At 57.7% G+C, this 19966-nt stretch carries 19 protein-coding genes; 15 read left to right on the forward strand and 4 right to left on the reverse strand.

The annotated features are described in order from the left end of the window. Positions 1–510, reverse strand: a 510-nt coding sequence (locus PA598K_RS37635) for a LysR family transcriptional regulator (protein ID WP_260405194.1), incomplete at its 3' end; no start/stop codon positions are given. Positions 511–699: 189 nt separating this feature from the next. Here PA598K_RS37635 and PA598K_RS00135 point away from each other — a divergent pair. From PA598K_RS00135 to PA598K_RS00200, 14 genes are all read left to right on the forward strand, one after another. Beyond that, on the forward strand, positions 700–1410 hold the full coding sequence (locus PA598K_RS00135) for a CoA transferase subunit A (RefSeq protein WP_128654900.1): 711 nt from the start codon (positions 700–702) through the stop codon (positions 1408–1410). Then, entirely contained in the window at positions 1407–2063 is a 657-nt protein-coding gene (locus PA598K_RS00140) for a 3-oxoacid CoA-transferase subunit B (protein WP_128654901.1), read from the forward strand. Before PA598K_RS00135 ends, PA598K_RS00140 begins: the two co-directional genes overlap by 4 nt. Further along, a complete protein-coding gene (locus tag PA598K_RS00145; protein WP_128654902.1) occupies positions 2060–3244 on the forward strand; it encodes an acetyl-CoA C-acetyltransferase in 1185 nt (394 codons plus the stop codon). Before PA598K_RS00140 ends, PA598K_RS00145 begins: the two co-directional genes overlap by 4 nt. Before the next feature lie 18 nt (positions 3245–3262). Further along, complete coding sequence (locus PA598K_RS00150) at positions 3263–4048, forward strand: 3-hydroxybutyrate dehydrogenase (protein WP_128654903.1); 786 nt, start codon at positions 3263–3265, stop codon at positions 4046–4048. A 206-nt stretch (positions 4049–4254) separates the two neighbouring features. After that, positions 4255–5001, forward strand: a complete 747-nt coding sequence (locus PA598K_RS00155) for a hypothetical protein (protein ID WP_128654904.1) — start codon at positions 4255–4257, stop codon at positions 4999–5001. Continuing rightward, a complete protein-coding gene (locus PA598K_RS00160) occupies positions 4998–5753 on the forward strand; it encodes a helix-turn-helix domain-containing protein (protein ID WP_128654905.1) in 756 nt (251 codons plus the stop codon). Before PA598K_RS00155 ends, PA598K_RS00160 begins: the two co-directional genes overlap by 4 nt. Positions 5754–5784: 31 nt before the next feature. Beyond that, complete coding sequence (locus PA598K_RS00165) at positions 5785–6489, forward strand: transglutaminase-like domain-containing protein (protein ID WP_128654906.1); 705 nt, start codon at positions 5785–5787, stop codon at positions 6487–6489. Positions 6490–6613: 124 nt separating this feature from the next. Further along, complete coding sequence (locus PA598K_RS00170) at positions 6614–7627, forward strand: Rpn family recombination-promoting nuclease/putative transposase (RefSeq protein WP_260405195.1); 1014 nt, start codon at positions 6614–6616, stop codon at positions 7625–7627. A gap of 154 nt (positions 7628–7781) precedes the next feature. Beyond that, complete coding sequence (locus PA598K_RS00175; RefSeq protein ID WP_128654908.1) at positions 7782–9635, forward strand: cache domain-containing sensor histidine kinase; 1854 nt, start codon at positions 7782–7784, stop codon at positions 9633–9635. Beyond that, positions 9607–11211, forward strand: a complete 1605-nt coding sequence (locus tag PA598K_RS00180; protein ID WP_128654909.1) for a helix-turn-helix domain-containing protein — start codon at positions 9607–9609, stop codon at positions 11209–11211. Before PA598K_RS00175 ends, PA598K_RS00180 begins: the two co-directional genes overlap by 29 nt. Positions 11212–11459: 248 nt before the next feature. After that, positions 11460–12743, forward strand: a complete 1284-nt coding sequence (locus tag PA598K_RS00185) for an ABC transporter substrate-binding protein (RefSeq protein ID WP_185601345.1) — start codon at positions 11460–11462, stop codon at positions 12741–12743. Between the two features lie 122 nt (positions 12744–12865). Beyond that, on the forward strand, positions 12866–13762 hold the full coding sequence (locus PA598K_RS00190) for a carbohydrate ABC transporter permease (RefSeq protein ID WP_128654911.1): 897 nt from the start codon (positions 12866–12868) through the stop codon (positions 13760–13762). Next, positions 13759–14583 carry a carbohydrate ABC transporter permease gene (locus PA598K_RS00195; RefSeq protein ID WP_128654912.1) on the forward strand — a complete coding sequence of 275 codons (825 nt, stop codon included), beginning with the start codon at positions 13759–13761 and terminating at the stop codon, positions 14581–14583. Before PA598K_RS00190 ends, PA598K_RS00195 begins: the two co-directional genes overlap by 4 nt. A 49-nt stretch (positions 14584–14632) precedes the next feature. Continuing rightward, on the forward strand, positions 14633–15748 hold the full coding sequence (locus tag PA598K_RS00200) for an alpha/beta hydrolase family protein (protein WP_128654913.1): 1116 nt from the start codon (positions 14633–14635) through the stop codon (positions 15746–15748). Here PA598K_RS00200 and PA598K_RS00205 read toward each other — a convergent pair. From PA598K_RS00205 to PA598K_RS00215, 3 genes are read right to left on the reverse strand one after another with little or no spacing between them, the layout of a single operon-like run. Beyond that, positions 15724–16203 carry a GNAT family N-acetyltransferase gene (locus PA598K_RS00205; RefSeq protein WP_128654914.1) on the reverse strand — a complete coding sequence of 160 codons (480 nt, stop codon included), beginning with the start codon at positions 16201–16203 and terminating at the stop codon, positions 15724–15726. The genes PA598K_RS00200 and PA598K_RS00205 overlap by 25 nt on opposite strands. Next, positions 16196–18034, reverse strand: a complete 1839-nt coding sequence (locus PA598K_RS00210; RefSeq protein WP_185601347.1) for a family 20 glycosylhydrolase — start codon at positions 18032–18034, stop codon at positions 16196–16198. The genes PA598K_RS00205 and PA598K_RS00210 overlap by 8 nt, the downstream gene beginning before the upstream one ends. Further along, positions 18025–18789 (reverse strand): sugar isomerase domain-containing protein, encoded by a 765-nt coding sequence (locus tag PA598K_RS00215; protein WP_128654916.1) that lies wholly within the window; start codon positions 18787–18789, stop codon positions 18025–18027. Before PA598K_RS00215 ends, PA598K_RS00210 begins: the two co-directional genes overlap by 10 nt. Positions 18790–19087: 298 nt before the next feature. Here PA598K_RS00215 and PA598K_RS00220 point away from each other — a divergent pair, with 298 nt between their 5' ends. Further along, positions 19088–19942 (forward strand): carbohydrate ABC transporter permease, encoded by an 855-nt coding sequence (locus tag PA598K_RS00220; protein WP_128654995.1) that lies wholly within the window; start codon positions 19088–19090, stop codon positions 19940–19942. The last annotated feature ends 24 nt before the right edge of the window (positions 19943–19966 follow it).

The raw sequence follows: 19966 nt of genomic DNA on the forward strand, positions 1-19966 counted from the left end.
GTGCACGACCAGCGACAGCCGCCGCTCGAGCAGCGGCAAGCGATCGAAGGCTTGCTCATCCACGGGAGAGACGACGAAGCCAAGCTCCAGCTGTCCGTTCTGCACGAGTCTTTCGATCGTTTTGGCGCCTTCCTCGACCATACGGATGTCTATACGCGGATATTGCTTCTGGAAGCCTGCGACCATCCGGGGGACGAACACCGAGCTGATGACAGGCGGCAGCCCGATGGTCAAGATTCCCGACTCCAGGTGCTCGAGCTCCTCCAGCTCGCGGCGCAGCTCGACCGCAGCCTCGACGATAATCTGAAATTGACGGACGGCAGCAAGCCCGCTGTCCGTCAATTTGAGCTGTTTTCTCGACCGATCGAATAGCGTAACGCCGAGCTCCTCCTCGACATTTTTGATGATTTTGCTGAGGGTAGGCTGCGACAGATGCAGATGCTCGGCGGCTTTGGTTATGTTTTGCTGCCGGGCGACCTCCAGTATATAATTCAGATTCCTCACATCCACCGGCAACGCTCCCCTAGTTAGGCAATATACAGCGTCATGACAGTATGGCATGGCTGGCATGTCGCATTTGAATTTTTCGTCCGGCCCGATTCCCTGTATCGTTAATATGGAAACGGTAACAATCCGTTGCGTGCTTGAAGCTTCGGATTCATTATACCATGACCAAGACAGGGAGTTGAGCAATTCATTATGGACAAACGATACCCTTCGGTTCGGGAAGCGGTGCAAGCCATCCGCGACGGCGATACGATCATCGTCGGCGGGTTCGGCCTGTGCGGCATCCCCGAGCATCTGATCCTCGCGCTGCGAGAGCATGGCGCCAGTCAGCTGACGGTCGTTAGCAACAATTGCGGCATCGACGACTGGGGACTGGGTCTACTGCTGGAGAGTCGGCAGATCAAGAAGATGATCTCCTCTTATGTTGGGGAGAACAAGACGTTCGAGGCGCAGTATTTGAGCGGCGAGCTCGAAGTCGAGCTTGTGCCCCAGGGCACGCTGGCCGAGCGCATCCGCGCAGGCGGAGCGGGCATCCCCGCCTTTTATACCGCTACAGGGGTAGGGACGTCGGTCGCCGAAGGCAAGCCCCATAGCGTATTCAACGGACGCATCTATGTGCTGGAGGAGGCGATCGTCAGCGATGTCGCGCTCGTCAAGGCATGGCAGGCTGACACGTCGGGCAATCTTCGCTACCGCAAAACGGCGCGCAACTTCAATCCGCTTGCCGCAGCCGCCGGCAGGCTGACGATCGTCGAGGCGGAGCACATCGTCGAGACAGGCGAGCTGGATCCGGACGAGATCCATACGCCGGGCATCTATGTGCAGCGCATCGTACAGGGCGGGGCGTATGAAAAACGGGTCGAGCGGCGCACCGTTCGGCAGCATGAGGAGGCAGGAGCATGAGCGAAGCGCGCACGCGTATTATCCATCGGGCCGTCCAGGAGATCGAGGACGGCATGTATGTTAATCTGGGCATCGGACTGCCGACGCTGATCGCCAACATCATCCCGGACACCTGTCAGGTGATGCTACAGTCCGAGAATGGCCTGCTCGGGATCGGTCCGTATCCCGCCGAGGAGGAGGTCGATGCCGATCTGATCAACGCCGGCAAGGAGACCGTCACCGCGATCGCTGGCGCTTCGTACTTCGATAGCGCCGAGTCGTTTGCCATGATCCGGGGCGGCCACATCGATCTGGCGATTCTGGGCGGCATGGAGGTGTCGGAGGACGGCGATCTGGCGAACTGGATGATCCCGGGCAAGATGGTCAAGGGGATGGGCGGCGCGATGGATCTCGTCAATGGCGCCCGGCGAATCGTCGTCATCATGGAGCATATGAACAAGCATGGCGAATCCAAGGTCAAACGCGCCTGCACGCTGCCGCTAACAGGCAAAGGTGTCGTTCACCGGCTCATTACCGACCTGGCCGTCTTCGACGTTACGCCTAGCGGCATGGTGCTGACAGAGCTGCAGCCCGGGGTGAGCCTCGATGAGGTGCAAGCGAGCACGGAGGCGACGTACAGCGTCAGCCCGGCACTGGCAGGTGAGCGGATATGAGCAGAGCAGCGGTTATCGTCAGCGCCGCCCGCACCGCGATCGGCAGCTTCCAAGGCGCCCTGTCCGGAGTGCCAGCGATCCGGCTCGGTAGCATCGTCATCCAGGAGGCGCTGCAGCGGGCCGGCGTAGCGGCGACGGCGGTCGACGAGGTGCTGATGGGCCATGTGCTGCAGGCAGGGCTGGGCCAAAATCCGGCTCGGCAGGCGTGGCTGAAGGCCGGGTACGCCGATGCGGTGCCGGCGACGACGATCAATAAGGTATGCGGCTCCGGTCTGTCGTCGGTCATGCTGGCGGCACAAGCGATCCGGGCGGGCGATGCAGATATCGTCGTCGCCGGCGGAATGGAAAATATGAGCCGGGCGCCGTATCTGCTGGAAGGCGCGCGTGCCGGACTGCGGATGGGCGACTCGCCGCTCGTCGATTCGATGCTGCGCGACGGGCTATGGTGCGCAACCTGCGATGTCGCAATGGGCGTGACGGCCGAGCAGATCGCGGACAAGTATCGATTGAGCCGCGAGGCGCAGGATCGCTTCGCCGCATGGAGTCAGCAGAAGGCGGAGCAGGCGATGGCCGCCGGACGCTTCGACGAGGAGATCGTGCCGGTGTCCATCCCCCAGAAGAAAGGAGCTGACCTGCTCGTCGATCGAGACGAGTATCCTCGGCCGGGGACAAGCGCGGAGACACTCGCGAGGCTGCGTCCGGCCTTCCGCGAGGACGGCACCGTGACGGCAGGCAACGCCTCCGGCATCAATGACGGGGCTGCCGCGCTGGTCGTCATGTCTGCCGACAAGGCGGAGGCGATGGGACTGCAGCCGCTTGCCACGATCCGCGGCTATGCCAGCACTGCCCTCCATCCGCAGTGGATGGGGCTCGGACCGATCGCCTCGATCCGTCAGTTGCTGCAGCGGACCGGTCTGTCGATCGCAGATATCGACCTGTTCGAGCTGAACGAGGCGTTCGCGGCTCAGGCGCTTGCCGTCAGTCTGGAGCTGGGCGTTCCGGATGACAGGCTTAACGTTAACGGCGGCGCGATCGCGCTCGGTCATCCGATCGGCGCCAGCGGAGCTCGCATACTCGTGACGCTGCTGCATGAGCTGGGCAGGCGGGACGGCCGCTACGGCATCGCTTCGCTCTGCGTGGGCGGCGGCCAAGGCGTGGCGCTGCTGATCGAGCGGGGCTGAGGGAGGGAGGCGATTGCTATGAGCAAGCTGCTTTTGGGGAAGACGGCCTTGATTACAGGCGCGAGCAGCGGGATCGGTCTGCAACTGGCACAGAGGTTCGCTCAGGAGGGGGCGGCCATCGTGGCAGCGGATATTACAGCGGCCAAGGCTCAGACAGCGGCAGCATCGATACAGGCAGCGGGAGGTGAGGCGATCGGCGTCGCCTGTGACGTCACCGACGAGGAGCAGGTCCGCATTGCGGTGGAAAGGGCTGTCGAAGCCTTCGGTACGGTTCATATTTTGGTCAATAATGCGGGGCTGCAGCATGTATCGCTCATCGAGAATTTTCCAGTCGAGCGCTTCGATTATATGCTGCGGGTGATGCTGATCGGCGCTTTTATTGGCATCAAGCACGTCATGCCGCTTATGAAGAGCCAGGGCTATGGCAGAATTATCAACATGGCCTCGATCAACGGCGTGGTCGGGTTTGCCGGGAAGTCGGCTTATAATAGCGCGAAGCACGGTCTGATCGGTTTGACGAAGGTGGCCGCATTGGAAGGAGCTATGGACGGAATTACGGTCAACGCGATTTGCCCTGGCTACGTCGATACGCCTCTCGTGCGGGGGCAACTCGAGGAGCTGGCGCGAACCCGTCAGGTATCGCTGGATCGGGTGCTGGAGGACGTGATCTTTCCGTTCGTACCCCAGAAGCGGCTGCTGGATGTGGAAGAGATTGCCGAGTTCGCAGCATTCATCGCCAGCGACAAGTCGAGAGGGATCACAGGGGCTTCCCTTTTGGTGGATGGTGGTTATACGGCGCAGTGAGGGTGAGGAGTTTCAGAGTTATCATAGGCCAGCAGGAACGACTTCGATTCGGAAGTCGTTTTGTCGATGGATTGACGTTCAGCAGAAAAGGGGATATCCTAAGCGACCGCATACGCCCGTCTGATTTCAGACGGGTCTTTTTTTGCAAGCTCGCACCGCAAATTCCAAGTATAATGGAGGTATGATGTCGATAGAGGGGGATACGAATGAGAGCGAGCAAGGATGTTCTGGATGTGTGGCGGAGGTTTGACGATTTCCCGATGGAGACGATCACGAAGGCCTGGTACAGCCAGGTGGATGCAGTGCCGAAGCAGAGGAGCATCGAGCTGATGCGGCTGCATCGGGAGCAGTACGGCACATCGGGCAATTGCTTTGATCTGGCGATCTGGCTGATCGATGAGTTCAGGCAGCAGGAGCTGCACAGCTACGCCATTCTGACGCCGCATTCGCATGTGGCTGTAGTCGCAGTAAGCGGAGAGGGCAAGAAGTATCTATGCGATCTGGGCGATCAATGGATCGAGCCGATACGAATTGACGCTGACGATGAGGCGTACACCGAGCAGTTTCTGGACGGATTCTTCCCGGGGGCTGCGGTTAAGCTGAACGTTCAGCCTGACCATCTGGAAGTGCACTACAAAAGGCCCAACGGGAAAACAAGCGGCCAAACCTTCTACCTGCGTCCGGCCTCAGAGGCCGAGCTGTTCGCTGCCGCAGAAAAAGCACAGCGGACGCTGAGGAGGCCGCTGGTCGAGAAGCGTTTGTTCCTACCTGAACAGGTCGCGCACTGGGAATTCGATGCGGACAAAAGCTTCGTCAGCTACCAGGATGGCAGAGAAGAGGAGAGTCAGTTGGACTCCATCGAGGCATGGGCAGAGCGGATCAGCGGCAGGAGCGGCATCGCTGAAGACGTCTTACGCCAGGCCTTGCGGATCTACGCAGAGAGGTCCCAATGATCCTGTACGGCGGAGACGAGCATCTGCTGGCGATCACACCCTCCATCGACGCGACCAGCCACAAGCACACCTTCCTGCAGCTGACGCTTGGCCTGGAGCAGCCTGTGAGGATGGGGATCGACGACGAGTTGGTCTCTGGGCACGGCTTCGTGCTTGGGTCGAACGTGACCCACAGCTTGTCCGGCGGTCCGGTGCTGCTCTTGCTAGCTGACCGGGCGTCGGTGCTGGGGGATATGCTGCGACGTTATGCGGCGGGGCAGTCGATGCGGCTGTTAGATGACAGCAGTGCAGCAGAGGCAGGGCGATACGTTGCCGAACACTACCCGCACGTGCGCGGGCCCGAGGACTACAGGACATTCCTGATCGAGCTGCTGCGGCGACTGGGCTTCAGCTATGAGATACCCCGGCTGATGGACGCGCGTATTGTCGCCACGCTGGATAGCTTAAGCCAATGCGGCCATAGCGAGCATCCGATCGATGAGCTGGCGCGAGCGGCGAGCTTGTCGAGCAGCAGGCTGTCGCATCTGTTCAAGGAACAGACCGGGATAGCGCTCGGCAGCTATCTGGTGCTGCACAAGCTGCAAAAAGCCTATTACAGCATCTTTGACGGGATCAGCATAACCGAGGCTGCGCTGGCAGCCGGCTTTGACAGTCCCTCGCACTTTGCCGCTGCCAGCAGACGTTTGCTCGGGATGAGCGCGGCGGATATTCGCAAGGATAGCGTCTTTTTGAAAGTTTCCCGTTTCATGTAGCCCTATACTGGAATCAGGAGGTGCTTCAACCATGAAACAGGACTACACAGCCGTTACAGCTTTGCTGGATTACGAGCATCCCGCTCTCCGCGCCTTGGCCGCTGCGAAGCGCTGGGACCGTCTGGACGAGCAGGGCAAAATATTGGCGATCTACAATTATGTGCGCGATGAGATCAGCTTTGGCTATAACAGTGGCGATGCCATCCCCGCATCGCAAGTATTAAAGGATGGCTACGGCCAATGCAATACGAAGGGCGTGCTGTTCATGGCGCTGCTGCGGGCGGTCGGCGTCCCTTGCCGAATGCATGGCTTCCGGATCAACAAGCTGCTGCAAAAGGGAGCGATAACCGGCATCTATTACCGTCTGTCGCCCGAAGAAATCCTGCACAGTTGGGTCGAGGTATACTATGAAGGCAGGTGGGTCAATCTGGAGGGCTTTATTCTGGATCAGCCCTATCTGACGCAGCTGCAGGCCAAGTTCCGCTCGTGTACCGGTTCGTTTTGCGGCTATGGGGCGGCTGTAGAGGACCTTCACAATCCGCCGATCTACTGGGAAGGCGGGGATACGTATATCCAAAAGGAAGGCATCGTCGCCGACCTCGGAATCTACGACGCTCCGGACGCGTTGTTCGCCGAGCATGAGCAGCAGCTCGGAGCCGTCAAGCAATGGCTGTACAAGCATGCGGTCCGGCATCTCATGAACCGCAATATTCGTCGCATCCGTGAAGCAAAGTAACATTACGAATCGGTGACTTTCATATATTCAAATGCGAACATTTGTGCTATAATTTAAAGAAATGAAGTCCTTTGAATAACCGCGACGATATAATAAAGAATAGAAACCGATGGGAGCGAAGCGTTTGAAGCCCGATGATCGCGAGGAAACGATACACCAGCGACATGATACATCGTATCGCTTTCTGCTTTCCAGCAAGAAACTATTTGTGGAATTACTCCTTTCTTTTGTCCATAAAGGATGGGTGCAAGATATCGACGAAACTAACGTGCAGGAGATTCCGCATTCCTTTGTCCTCCAGGACTTTAAGCGTCAGGAAGCCGATTTGGTTTACCGGGTCAATTTGAATGGCCAGGAAGTTGTGTTTTATTTACTGTTGGAGATGCAATCCAGCGTTGATTATCGGATGCCTTATCGTTTATTGCTTTATCAGGCGGAGATTTGGCGATACTTGTTAAATGATGACAAACAAGCTCTAGACAACCGAAAAACGTTCCGCCTGCCCCCCATTGTGCCGATTGTGCTGTATAATGGAAAGAAAAGATGGAGCGCTGCGCGGCAGTTCCGAAAATTGCTGAACCATGAACAGATGTTTGGTTCTGAATTATTGGATTTTGAATATTTACTTATTGATGTAGCTCGATATACCGAAGAAGAATTGCTGTCCTTGTCCAATACCATTGGTTCTGTTTTTTTACTCGATCAAACGGAAGATCAGGCTCAATTGTTGGAACGACTCGGCAAGCTGATGCATACGATTCAACAAATGCCGGAGGATAGCCAGCAGAAGTTTACGGCTTGGATGTCGAATGTTCTGAAACAACAGTTGCCTGAAGGCACATCATATATTGAAGAGCTTGTGAAAAACGGGAAGGGAGGCGCGGCTATTATGGGTTTGGAACAAACATTAAAAAAGATAATAAAGGAAGAAAGATACGTAGCCAAAACCGAGGGCAAAATCGAGGGCAAGATCGAAGGCAAGATCGAAGGCAAGATCGAAGGCAAGATCGAAGGCAAAGAAGAAGTAGCTAGACGTATGATTGATTTGGGAGTCGATGCCGCAGTCATCGTTGCTGCTACGGGCTTCTCTCCTGACAAAATCGATCAGTTACGGGAAAAGTCACATGGAGTGGAATGACGACCGTTCACACTGAGCGGTCTTTTTTGTTTGATTTAGGACAACCATAAAAGCCCTGTCGAATAGTGCTTGTCGAATCGTCTGTCGAACCGTATACTTGGTACACATATGGTTCTCCAATCAAAGGTGATCGACAGCCAGCGGGGGTGTAAGCGTGTTCAAAGGCATACTACAGAGCATACGCGCGAAGATGATCGCGAGCTTCCTCGCCGTCATTACGTTACCGCTGCTATTGTCCATTTTCATCTCCTACCGGAACTTTGCGTCGGAGTTGGAGCAGAGCTACATTGCTAATAATACGGTGATCCTGCAGCAGCTCGTCCATCGGCTCGACGATTATTTTGTTCAACTGGAAAACGACGGCCTCTCCTTTTACTCCGACCTGCTGTTCTCGCCCGAGTACCAGCTGGCGAATACCGAGTTCATCCAGCATAATATGAAGCTGCGCAAGCTGATGGGGCTGTATCTGGCGCACAAGGAGACGAACTCGGTGCTGTTCTATACGCCGCTCAATCAAGAGCTGTATGTGATCAACAAGGCGCTGAACAGCTCGTTCCCGGCGGCGCAGGCGATCGAGGGACGCGACTGGTATCGGCATGCGGTCGAAGCGCCTGATGAGCTGATCGTCGAGCCGCAGCATCGGCTGACCGACTACCCGGCAGAGTACAGGATCAGATCAAGTGTCCCCGTCTTCTCGCTCACCCGGCAGATCAAGGGCTATACGCCCGAGGTGGGCGTATTAACGATCAATTATGAGCTGACGCGGCTGCAGCGGATCAGCGAGGGCGGGATGAGCAATCCCGATGAGGAGATTGGTCTGTGGACGGCGGAGGGACAGCTGCTCTACAGCTCCAATCCGGAGACGACCGCACTTTCGCTCGAGCTACTGACCCGCATGCAAGCGGAGGACGAGGAGAGCGGTTCGTTCGAATACAGAGGGTCGGCGGGCGACGAGGCACAGCGCCTCGTCTATGCCCGCTCCAGTCATAATGGCCATCTGGTCGCCAAGCTAATCCCGGTCCATGTGATCGTTGCCCAAGCTGAGAAGACGCGTTTGATTAATCTGCTGATCGCCCTCGGCATCGTCCTGATCGTGATCGGTACAACAGCCTTCATCTCCATCCGCCTGACGGGTCCTCTGCTCAAGCTGAAGCGCCATATGGTGCGGGCGGGAGAGGGTAACTTCCAGATGCCGATCGCCGTCTCCCAGACCGATGAGATCGGCGAGATCTCGCGGGAGTACAACCGGATGATCCAGCAGATCGATGCGTTGATCACGGACAAGTACAAGCTCGGCATGGCCACCCGCGAGTCGCAGTGGAAGGCGCTGCAGGCGCAGATCAACCCGCACTTCATGTACAATACGCTGCAGACGCTCGGCAGCGTGGCGCTTGATGAGGGAATCGACGAGCTGGTGCGGATGACGCATGCGCTGTCGGATATGCTGCGCTACAGCTTGAAGGCAGGCGACCAGGCCAAGCTGGCGGACGAGCTGCGCAATGTGGAGGATTATCTGTTCATCCAGACCTGCCGATTCGAGGACAAGCTGACGACGCACATCGAGGTGCAGGACGAGGCTCGGCAGTGGATGGTGCCCAAGCTATGTTTGCAACCGCTCGTCGAGAATGCGATCCTCCACGGTCTGGAGCCGTCCAAGCTGCCGGGCGTGGTGAAGCTGCAGTGCAACGTGGAGGAGGACAAGTTGTATATACGGATCTCGGATAACGGAGTAGGCATTGCCCCTGAGCGTCTGGCAGAGCTGCAGGCTGCGCTGGAGGCGCCCGATATGCTCGAGCGGGGCCAGCAAGACCGGATCGGTCTGATCAATGTGCGCCAGCGGCTGCTGCTCATGCATGGGCTAGCGGCTGAGCTGCGGCTGCATAGTGTGGAAGGGCAAGGGACGCAGATCGAGCTCAGAATACCGGCAAGTCAGGTGGAGTCGGATAGGGATCCGTCGCAAGGAAGGAGGGGCGAGATAGATGGGTTATCGAGCGATCGTAGCGGATGATGAGCGGAGAGTGCGCAGCGCCATCATCAAGCAAGCCAACTGGGAAACGCATGGGATCACGCTGATCGGAGAGTGCCAGGATGGCGACGACTTGCTCGAGACGGTCGCACGCGAGCGTCCCGAGCTCGTCCTGACCGATATGCGCATGCCTGGGCTCAGCGGGGCGGAGCTGGTGCGGGAGCTGCGGGTGCTGTATCCGGAGATGCAGCTGATCGTCATCAGCGGCTATGACGACTTCGTCTACATGAAGCAAGCGATCGCCTCGCGCGTCGTCGATTATCTGCTCAAGCCTGTGCGCCGGGAGGTGCTCGATGAGGCGCTCGGACAGGCGGTACGGGAGCTGGAGGCGCGACAGCGCGAGCGGGAGCAGACGCTGGATGTGCGGCGCAGGCTCAATGAGAGCCTGCCGCTGCTCAGCGAAGATCTGTTCCATCAATGGATGACCGGCACGCGAGCCGACGAGGAGGCGCTGCTGCGCAGTCTGGACTTGCCCCATCTGCCAAGCGGAGCGGCGTACGCCGCTGTGGTCTGTACGATGGATAATCTCGCCGAGATTGCAGGCCGCCGCTTCGATGCCAATCCCCATCTGCTGCTGTATGCGATCGTCAATATCGTCAATGAACTATTCGATGGACAAGGTAAATGGTTCCGCAGTCGGCAACAGGAGAGCGAGCTGATCGCGGTGCTGTACCGTCCGCTTGACCGCGAGCTGCTCGCCAAGCTGCTGGAAGAGCTGGAGCGCCAGCTGCGGCAGCTGCTAGGAATTGCTGTGCGGATGGGCGTCGGGAATTGGAGGGCCAGCCCGCAACTGGTCCGCGACTCGCTCCATGAAGCGCGTGCCGCCTTGTCCTGGCTCCATGCGGGCGACCACCAGGCGCGTACAGCGTACTACGATCAACGGCAAGGTCTGACGCGTCCGGGCAAGGATCAGACCGGGGGGAGCGAGCGGCGGCTGGCGGCAGCGGTCGACTCCGGCAGCCTCACCGTCATCCGCCAGACGGTGGAGGCGGTGTACGCCGAGGCCGAGCAGTCGGAATATTTGAGCATCGCGAGTCTTCGCAAGCTTAACAGCGATCTGCTCTATCAGCTCGAGCGGCTCGTGGATCAGATGGAGGATCAGCGGACGTTTTTTGCCGAGCTGGCGTCGCTCAGACAGCAGGTTGTCGGCGAGTTGAGCCCGCCGTTTGTTCAGGCTTGCGCGATACAGTTTCTGGATTCGATCTCCAGGCTTGATCGCAAGCAGCGCAAGGAACGCAAGGTCATCTATGACATTCGCGATTACCTGGAGCGCGATTATCGACGCAAGCATTCGCTCAAGGAACTATCGGAGCGTTTTTACTTGAGCAAGGAGTATATTTCCAAGATGTTCAAGGAAGAATTCGGCGCCAATCTGTTCGAATATTTGGCTGAGCTGAAGATCGATCATGCCAAGCAGATGCTCATGAACCGCGACGTCAAGCTGCGCCAGATTGTGGACGAGCTAGGCTTCAACGACGAGAGCCATCTTAGCAAAGCGTTCAAGAAGCATACCGGCTGCTCGCCCAAAGCGTACCGGGAACAGATCGGTTCACGATAGCTTGGTACATCATAACCTGGTACAACCGTATAGCCGGATAGGAAAACGAATTAAGCTCCGCATGACGGAGCTTTTTGTCGTTTTTACAGTTTTTGTCGTGTAAACTGTTCAATACAGTACAAATGCAGCGCAAGATGGTACATGGTTAACCCTTATGAAAACGCGTACACTACCAATAAGAGCTGCTGGCGGTCAGCCCGACAACAGATTCTCATCTAAGTATGCAAAATGGGAGAGGGGTCTACAGGATGAAAAAGGGATTAAAGCCGGTCATACTCGTGTCAGTCGCATGCATGCTGCTATTATCCGCCTGCAGCTCGGGGGAGAAAGGGAGCAATGCCGGGGCTCCAGATGAGCAAGCGGCCGAGCCGGTCAAGTTGAAGTTCCTGACCCAGGTCGTCGACTATCCGAAGTATCAGGATGAGATCAATGCAGCGCTGCACAAGACGTATCCGAACATTACGGTGGAGTTCGACCATGTATTCGACAACTACGATTCGGTATTGAAGACGAAATTCGCTACGAAGGACGCGCCTGACCTGTTTAACTATGCCGGTTATCTGGCGATGAAGCCGTTCGCCGATGCGGATCAGTTGCTCGACCTGACGGCGGACAAGATCGAGGAGGCGATCCTGCCGAACTTCCGCGAGGGAGGCAAATACAACGGCAAGACGTATGCAGTCTCCACGCAGGTGCTGGGATACGGGTTGATCTATAACAAGGAGGCGTTCCAGGATGCGGGCATCGCGGCGCCGCCGAAGACGCTGAGCGAGATGAAGGAGGCGGTGGACAAGCTGAACCAGGCGGGCATCACGCCATTTGCCTCCGGCTTCAAGGATGTCTGGCTCAGCTACCATATGTTCTGGGCGATGCAAGGCGCGACGCTGGACGACTTTCAACAATTCTATGACGAGATGAACGCCGGGACCGTGAAGACCAAGACGGAGCGGCTAGATCAGGCCTTCGAGCTGTTCGATCTGTACAATGCCAACGATGGCGATAATCCGCTGTCGAGCGACTTTTCCAACATGAGCCACCTGGTCGGCACCAAAAAAGCGGCCATGGCGATCCAGGGCGTATGGTCCTATGAGGAGATGGTCAAGCTGGAGCCCGATGTCGAGCTTGGACTGGCGCCGATTCCGGTATCCGAGAACCCTGAGGATGCGACGATGCTGGCGGACGGGGACGGGTTTATCTATATCTCCAAGGATAGCAAGCATCCGGAGGAAGCGAAGCAATTCCTGAAGTGGATGGTATCCAAGGAAGGCGCGGAGGCGACCGTCGGCTCGATCCTGAAGCAGCAATCGACCTCGGCGAGCCATCCGGAGGCGGAGTTGAATGCCTTGAGCGCTGATGTCGCGCAGTATATCGCGGATGGCGGCAAAACGCGCGGCTTTGTGATCAACTTCTGGCCAAGCGGATTGGCCGATATTATCGGCAAGGAGATGCAGGATTATATCGGGAAGGTGAAGACGCGGGAGCAACTGTACGACAATATCGACGCCGCCTGGAAAAAGCTGTACAAGCCATAAGCAGTGGCGCGCCGTATAACATCTCTCGTATACAACGCACATAACCATCGTCAATCCGGGGCGGTGCGGGAGCAGACCCTGCCGCCCTTGCTTGACTCTGCTCGAAGGAGGACCTAACCGAGATGAACAGCATACGTCAGCGCAGCGGCAAGAGCACGGCTTCCTTGCTCTTGTTTACCGCGCCTTTTCTGCTTGTGTTCGCTGTCTTTTTCCTGTATCCGCTTGCTCGCGGCGTGTTGCTGTCGTTTACCGATTGGAACGGCATCCAGCGGACCGCCAGCTTCAACGGGCTTCACAACTACATCGAGCTTTTCACGGACGATCCGCGATTTCTTTATTCATTATGGATTACCTTTATCTTTACCGCATTGACGGTTATTGTATCCAACGCGCTGTCTCTGGTGCTCGCTGTGCTGATCGAGAGCGTCAAGCGTTTTAAAAACACCTTGCGGACGTTGTTTTTCCTGCCTTATGTATTCAGTCTGGTAGTAGTCGGTTTTACATGGAAGATTATGTATATCGAAGTACTTCCCGACATCGCCAAGCTTAGTCCGTTGCTGGAGTTTCTCAACCTCGACTATATCGGTCATCCGCAGCTGGCCTTATATGCGGTCATCGTGATGAATATTTGGTTCAGCCTCGGCTATTACATGATTATCTATCTGGCAGGCATCCAGACAATCGATGCGAGCGTCATGGAGGCGGCCTCCCTCGATGGAGCTACCGGCTGGACCCGCTTCCGCGCGATGACGGTGCCGCTTTTGATGCCGTCGATCTCAATTTGCATCTTCACCAGCATTACGAGCTCGCTCAAAATTTTCGACGCCATCTTTGTATTGACCGGCGGAGGTCCCGGCTACGCCACAGAGTCGATTGCGCTCAACATTTATTATGAGGCCTTCGGGACGGCCAATCGGTTCGGTTACGGCATGGCCAAGTCGGTGACGCTGGGCGTGATCGTATTGCTTGTCTCATATCTTCAGCTCAAGTTTTTCAAGTCAAGGGAGGTGGAGGCATGATGCGCACATCGAAGGCTTCGCCTCTGATCGGAATACTGCTGCTGCTCTTGCTGGTCGTGTATTTGTTCCCGGTCTACTTGATCGCCTTGAATTCCTTCAAGCCTTTCCGGGAAATTTTCGACTCGTTCCTGGCCTTGCCGCATGCGCTGTATGTCGACAATTACGTCCGGGCCTGGTCCTCGACCAACTTCGCCAAAGCCTTTGTGAATAATATCATCATTACGGCGACTTCTGTCGCAGGGGTCATCCTCGTGGCTGCGCTGGCGGGCTACAAGCTGTCGCGCGACCGGAGCCGTCTCAGTTGGCTCATCTATTTGCTGTGCACATTTCCGTTCATGATTCCGTTCTATACCTATATGATTCCGCTCGTCCAGCTGTCCAAGACGCTCCACATTACAAACAACCCATTGGCGTTGTCATTGATCTACATGTCGACAGGCAGCTTTGCGGTGTTTCTCATTCATGCCTTTGTCAAGAGCATCCCGCGCGAGCTGGACGAATCGGCATACATGGACGGCTGCTCCGAGCTCGGGTTTTTCTTCCGGATTATATTTCCGCTTCTGAAGCCGGCGATCAGCAGCGTTGCCATACTGTACGCGCTCTGGACTTGGAATGATTTCCTGCTGCCCTTCCTGTTGCTGACAGACAAGGAAGCGGCGACGCTGACGATCAACATCTACAAGCTGTTCGGGAAGTTCGGCAGCGACTGGGATATCATCACGGCGAGCCTGATTTTGTCCTCCTTGCCGATTGTAATCTTGTATATCGCCTTGCAAAAATATATTATTAGCGGTGTCGCGGCAGGTGCAGTCAAAGGATAAGTGGTGCGTCTAACGACACCTCTGACATTGTCTCAAGGAGGTAATTCGCATGTGGAGTCCAGATCAATTCCTGTCCAGCTTGTATGATCGAACGCTGAAGGAGAGTCTCAGTCGGCGCTTAAGCGAAGGTCAAGTAAAGAGAGGAAATCGCCCTACTCCAAGTCTGCCTGAAGGGCAAGGGCGATTGCGCGAAGCGGTGGTAGCTGCTACCGGCATGCGGAGCGAGCTGTTGGCTCAGGAGCGGGCGCCGCTCGAGCCGGAGCTGCTGGAGCGCACCGAGCAGGGAGACCTGATCGTCGAGAAGCTGGCTTATACGACCTATACCGGACTACGTGTCCCGACCTATGCGCTGTATCCTCGTGACCGGACAGACCGGCTGCCGGCGGTGCTCGCATGTCACGGCCACGGCATCGGGCAGCGCGCGGCGCTTGGCCTGGACGCTGCTGGAGCGGTAGCGGACGAGCCGGGCATTCATAACCGGTTTGCGATCGAGCTGGCGAGCCGCGGCCTGTTCGTGCTGGTGCCGGAGATTATCGGCTTTGGCGACCGCAGGCTGCAGGCCGATCTCGATGCGGACCCGTTGGCTTCGACTTATAGCTGTCTGCCGATCGCGCTCCAACTGCTGCTATGCGGTACGACGCTGGCGGGCCTCCGGATCAACGAAGCCGCGATCGCGCTCGATTACCTTGAGACGCGCGAGGAGGTCGATCATCGTCGGATCGGCGCCTTCGGCTTCTCCGGTGGCGGGCTGATCGCCTCCTTGACGGCTGCGGCGGACGCCCGGGTCCGTGCGGCTGTGCTGTGCGGCTACGCCAATACGTACAAGGGCAGCATCCTCGATCGACCGCATTGCGTAGACAATTACGTCCCGGGTATGCTGCAGCTGGCCGAGCAGCCGGATATCCTCGGTCTGATCGCGCCAAGACCGCTATTCATCGAGTCGGGCCTCAGCGACACCGTATTCCCGATCCAATCGACGCGCGAAGCGATCCTGCGGCTACAGACCATCTATGGCGAACATGGAGCAGAAGGGCTGCTCGACTACGATCTGTTCCCCGGCGGCCATGAGATCAGCGGCCGACGCTCGTATGACTGGCTGGCGAGCCGCCTGTGGGCGGCTGACGTATCCGATCTGCCGCCTCAGTCGATGTCGATCATCCCCTGATAAGCTCCGGGGAATGAATCGGGGATGACGGTCGCGCCTACCGCATGCTCGTAAAACGCCTGCGCGTCCTCGGCCCAGCCGATGATCGCGTAGGCGTAGCCATCGGCACGCATCGCGTGCAGACATTCCAGCAGCAGCGCCTTGCCGACCCCCAGACCGCGACAAGCGTCGGTGACCCCTGTCGGGCCGAAGAAATTGCGCACGACAACGTCGTAGCAAGCAAAGCCGATAATCTGTTTGTTCTGAACCGCCAGGAAGATTCCCGAGGGGAGGCGGGCGAACGCATTCTGACAGGAATTGCGCCAGCTCGCGTTGAAGTGCTCCTCCGCGAAGGAGACCGCACGATGCATATCCCCCGACATTCCCCGCTTGATCACGATGCCTTGCTGCGCCAGCCGTTCGATGAGCGGCTGCTTGTCCGGCAGCGTATACAGCTTCACCAGCATATCAGGCATGTTCATCCTCTCCTTCCCCGACCTGCAAGGTCGGCACGACCCCATCGACAATCTCCGACAGATGCTGCTCGTATAACTCGAACCGATAGAACCGCGACATCAGATAGACCTCTCTCATCTCGGGGATGAGCAGGGCGTCAAGCGCTGCCTTCATCCTCTGCTTCGCTGTCTTGAGCTGCGCATAGCCGGACCGATGACGCGCTCTCAGCCCCGTGGCGATCTCCTCGCTCCCACCCCCTTGCACCGCTCGGAACAACCAGGTATACAGCGGGAACTGACGGTATGCTGGCAGCTCGTAAGCGATCATGGCGGCGATCAGCTCGGCCGTCTCCCGATGGTCGCGCAGATGTGGGAGCAGTCCGGGCATCAGCTGATAGTAATCGCTGTTCGTATAGTCGCCCCAGCGATCCGGCGCGTCCTCCGGGCGCAGGCCGTGATAGTGCAGCAGGAAGCGCTGCAAATAGTCGGAGACGTCGCCCCGGCTGTTCCAGCTCCGGTCAGCGGAGTAGTAGGCGGGATAACGCGACGTCTCGAACAGCCCGTAGGGGCTGCCCAGCGCAAATGGACATGCCCAGTTGGTCGCGATGACGCCATCCAGCTGCTCCGTCAGCGCCAGCTCGCGCCAGGCCTCGATATTGGCGATCCGGTTGTGGATGACCGGATAATTCTGATCGCCGCTATCGTCCCAGCAGCGGACGGCGGAAGCGCCGAGCACCGCCACGCCTGCCTCCCGCAGCGAGCCGATCATGCGCCGGGCGTCGGCCTTCATTTGATGCCCGCCATACAGCCAGATGACGACGATAACCTCGGAATCAAGCGTCCGCAGCTCCTCCGGCGTCGCATGCATCAGCATGTCATGCCAGATCATCGGTCGCTTGCCGAGCGAGCGCACATGCCGGGCGAGCAGATTGACGAAGGCAATGAATGCCGCCTCGCGGCTCATGCCGGAGCGACGACAATCGTCGCATGTGCCGAGACTCCACACCTCGTCGCAGCCGATGTGCAGGTGTGTGCTGTCTGGGTGAAGCGCGGCGACCTCGATCAGTATGCCGGCCATCAGCTCGTAAGCGCCCGGTCGGTGCGGGCACAGCTCGCCGACGGTATCCGGCGTCTCGCGCAAGCCCAGATTGGCTGGATGCTTCAGAATGTACTCGAGATGACCGAACGACTGCTGCTTCGGGATGACGGAGATATAGTGGGCTTGCGCCGTCTCCAGCAGCTGGCGATGCTGCTGCTCGCTCAGACAGAGTCTCGGGTGACGCAGATAGGCAAGATCGCCTCGGAACGGCAGCTTGTCCTCGTATTCGATGATCAGCGTGTTGAGCTTATAGTCCGCCAACTCCGCGATATAGGCCAGCATATGCTCGAAGGTAGGATAGAGGGTGCGCAGATCGAGGTAATCGCTGCGCATCGGCACATCTGCCCAGTCCGCAATCGATAGCGCTGGCACATTAGCCCCGGCGCTGGTCGCCAGTAGACGCTCCAGCGTCTTGAGTCCGTAGTACAGACCGGGAGCGGTGCAGGCATAGAGTTCTACCTGCCCGCCGCCGGTGAGCAGGACATAGCCATCATGCCGACTGCGCACTCGCTCGGCGTGAGCGGGGTGGAGGGATGCGCCGCCAGCGGACAACGCATACACGTCATGCTCCCAAGTCTCGTCCTGTACGCTGCGGAACAGCCGAGCGGCTTGGCGGTTAAGTCTGTCGTCGCGCGTCGGGATCATGAGGGTTGCGTCCAGCTCTGCCAGCTTGACGGCGTCGCCTTGCCTGGCCTCGGCGTATTGGGGCTGCGGGATCAGATGTAGCTTCATCGCCTCTGTTCCTATAGCCATCGGACTCGCCCCTTGAACCGCTCGATGAATTGATTGTTCCACTCGTCGCCTCCCGGTACATTGCCGCTCCGCCATACCGGCGCCTCGACCCCTCGCTCCGCAAGCACGGCTGCTGTCGTCATCATAAGCGAGTTCAGCAGGAAGGCGTTGGCGAAGGTCGAGGTCGAGCCCATCTTCGGCTCGATGCCGTCGATCTGAATCGCTGCATCCCCCGGCTTAACTTTGGAATCCAGCACATAATCGCATAGCTCGTACAGGTTGCTGCCGGACGGATGCCTGGCAATATGCGATTTCGGCACGGCGTCCGCATGACCGACCGAGGTGACGGCGACCGTCGTCACGCCGCGGCGACGGGCCTCGAGAGCGGCGTCTACACAGGCGGTATTGATACCGTACGCATTGGCGATAATCAGGATATCGCCGCTCGCCAGCCGGTTATCCTCGATGACGAGCGCGCCGTAGCCGGGCGTACGCTCGACCGCCATGGAGCGCAGCGCGCCGTTGGAGATCATCGTCCCTTCATCCAGGATGGCGCTGATATGCATGAGACCGCCGGCGCGGAAGAACACCTCCGTTGCATTCATATTAGAGTGCCCGCCAGGACCATACAAATACACCAGCTTGTCCTCGGCGATATGATCGGCGAGCAGCGTCGCCACCTCCATCAGCGGCTCATGCGGACTGCTCTCGATCTCGTGCAGCAAGCCTGTGATATACATCAGATAACGCGACATGATTGATTTGTGATCATTCATTAATAAACCTCCAATCTGTAGATGGTTTGAAGGTAACAAAGTGGGCCGGGGCTGTAAATCAACTATTTTGTGCAATAAGACGCTCATTTTTACCTTGTCGAAAAAGAGTAAAAATAGTGTGCAAACAGGTCAGAATTGCGTCTTATGCGGGCTGTGAATGCTCCCTATAATGGGGGTAATCTCACATTCGCAAGTGACAAGGAGGCGAACCCCATTGAATTCCGCCCTTCATCGCGCAGAGCGAACGGCGCAGTCTCCAGCGCGGCGCGGCAGCCGGCTTAGGCGGAGGGAGACGGCGATGGGCCTGCTGTTTGTAGGTCCGATGCTGCTCGGCGTGATCGTGTTTCTGCTGATGCCGCTTATTTTTTCCTTCATCCTCAGCTTCAGCAACTGGTCGTTTGTAACCGGGTTCGACCGCATTACGTTTAACGGCCTGGACAATTATCGACAGCTGCTAAGCGACGAAGTGTTCGGCAAGTCGGTCGTCAACAACTTCGTCATGCTGCTCGCCGTTCCGATCGGCATGGCGATCGCGCTCGTGCTGGCGATCCTGATCAACAGCCGGGTGTATGCCTCAGGCGCCTTCAAGGTCATCTACTTTATGCCGCAGATCTCCAGCGTCGTTGCGGTTGCGGTCGTCTGGCAGGTGCTGTTTCACCCGTCCTTCGGACCGGTCAACTCGTTCCTGATGAATCTCGGGGTCGATAATCCGCCGCGCTGGCTCGCCGATACGACGTTTGCGCTGCCCTCGGTCATGATGCTGATGATCTGGATCGATCTTGGCGTCGCGCTCATTATTTATATCGCCGGACTGAAGAACATCCCGGCCGACCTGTATGAGGCCGCTCGGATCGACGGGGCATCGACATTTGTACAGTTTCGCTCGATTACGTTGCCGCTGCTGACGCCGACCACCTTTTTCCTGCTGATCACCGGGTTTATGGGCAACTTCAAGTCGTTTGCCTTGATCAAGGTGCTGACCGACGGCGGACCTGCCAACTCGACGTCCGTCATCGTGTACGACATGTATCAGACGGCGTTTACGGAGCTGCAGACCGGCTATGCGTCGGCGATGGTCGTCGTATTGTTCGTCATCCTGCTCGCGATCACCGCGATTCAGTGGTTCGGGCAGAAGTACTGGGTGAAATATTGAATCGGAGGAAAGGAGGGGACGACA

The sequence above is a fragment of the Paenibacillus sp. 598K genome, from assembly GCF_003851045.1.
Classification (GTDB): domain Bacteria; phylum Bacillota; class Bacilli; order Paenibacillales; family Paenibacillaceae; genus Paenibacillus_D.

What these genes read in the sequence shown, in the direction of transcription:
- PA598K_RS00135 (WP_128654900.1), top strand. Translation starts at nt 700, where the DNA reads ATGGACAAACGATACCCTTCGGTTCGGGAAGCGGTGCAAGCCATCCGC.
- PA598K_RS00140 (WP_128654901.1), top strand. Translation starts at nt 1,407, where the DNA reads ATGAGCGAAGCGCGCACGCGTATTATCCATCGGGCCGTCCAGGAGATC.
- PA598K_RS00145 (WP_128654902.1), top strand. Translation starts at nt 2,060, where the DNA reads ATGAGCAGAGCAGCGGTTATCGTCAGCGCCGCCCGCACCGCGATCGGC.
- PA598K_RS00150 (WP_128654903.1), top strand. Translation starts at nt 3,263, where the DNA reads ATGAGCAAGCTGCTTTTGGGGAAGACGGCCTTGATTACAGGCGCGAGC.
- PA598K_RS00155 (WP_128654904.1), top strand. Translation starts at nt 4,255, where the DNA reads ATGAGAGCGAGCAAGGATGTTCTGGATGTGTGGCGGAGGTTTGACGAT.
- PA598K_RS00160 (WP_128654905.1), top strand. Translation starts at nt 4,998, where the DNA reads ATGATCCTGTACGGCGGAGACGAGCATCTGCTGGCGATCACACCCTCC.
- PA598K_RS00165 (WP_128654906.1), top strand. Translation starts at nt 5,785, where the DNA reads ATGAAACAGGACTACACAGCCGTTACAGCTTTGCTGGATTACGAGCAT.
- PA598K_RS00180 (WP_128654909.1), top strand. Translation starts at nt 9,607, where the DNA reads ATGGGTTATCGAGCGATCGTAGCGGATGATGAGCGGAGAGTGCGCAGC.
- PA598K_RS00185 (WP_185601345.1), top strand. Translation starts at nt 11,460, where the DNA reads ATGAAAAAGGGATTAAAGCCGGTCATACTCGTGTCAGTCGCATGCATG.
- PA598K_RS00190 (WP_128654911.1), top strand. Translation starts at nt 12,866, where the DNA reads ATGAACAGCATACGTCAGCGCAGCGGCAAGAGCACGGCTTCCTTGCTC.
- PA598K_RS00195 (WP_128654912.1), top strand. Translation starts at nt 13,759, where the DNA reads ATGATGCGCACATCGAAGGCTTCGCCTCTGATCGGAATACTGCTGCTG.
- PA598K_RS00200 (WP_128654913.1), top strand. Translation starts at nt 14,633, where the DNA reads ATGTGGAGTCCAGATCAATTCCTGTCCAGCTTGTATGATCGAACGCTG.
- PA598K_RS00205 (WP_128654914.1), bottom strand. Translation starts at nt 16,203, where the DNA reads ATGCCTGATATGCTGGTGAAGCTGTATACGCTGCCGGACAAGCAGCCG.
- PA598K_RS00210 (WP_185601347.1), bottom strand. Translation starts at nt 18,034, where the DNA reads ATGGCTATAGGAACAGAGGCGATGAAGCTACATCTGATCCCGCAGCCC.
- PA598K_RS00215 (WP_128654916.1), bottom strand. Translation starts at nt 18,789, where the DNA reads ATGAATGATCACAAATCAATCATGTCGCGTTATCTGATGTATATCACA.
- PA598K_RS00220 (WP_128654995.1), top strand. Translation starts at nt 19,088, where the DNA reads ATGGGCCTGCTGTTTGTAGGTCCGATGCTGCTCGGCGTGATCGTGTTT.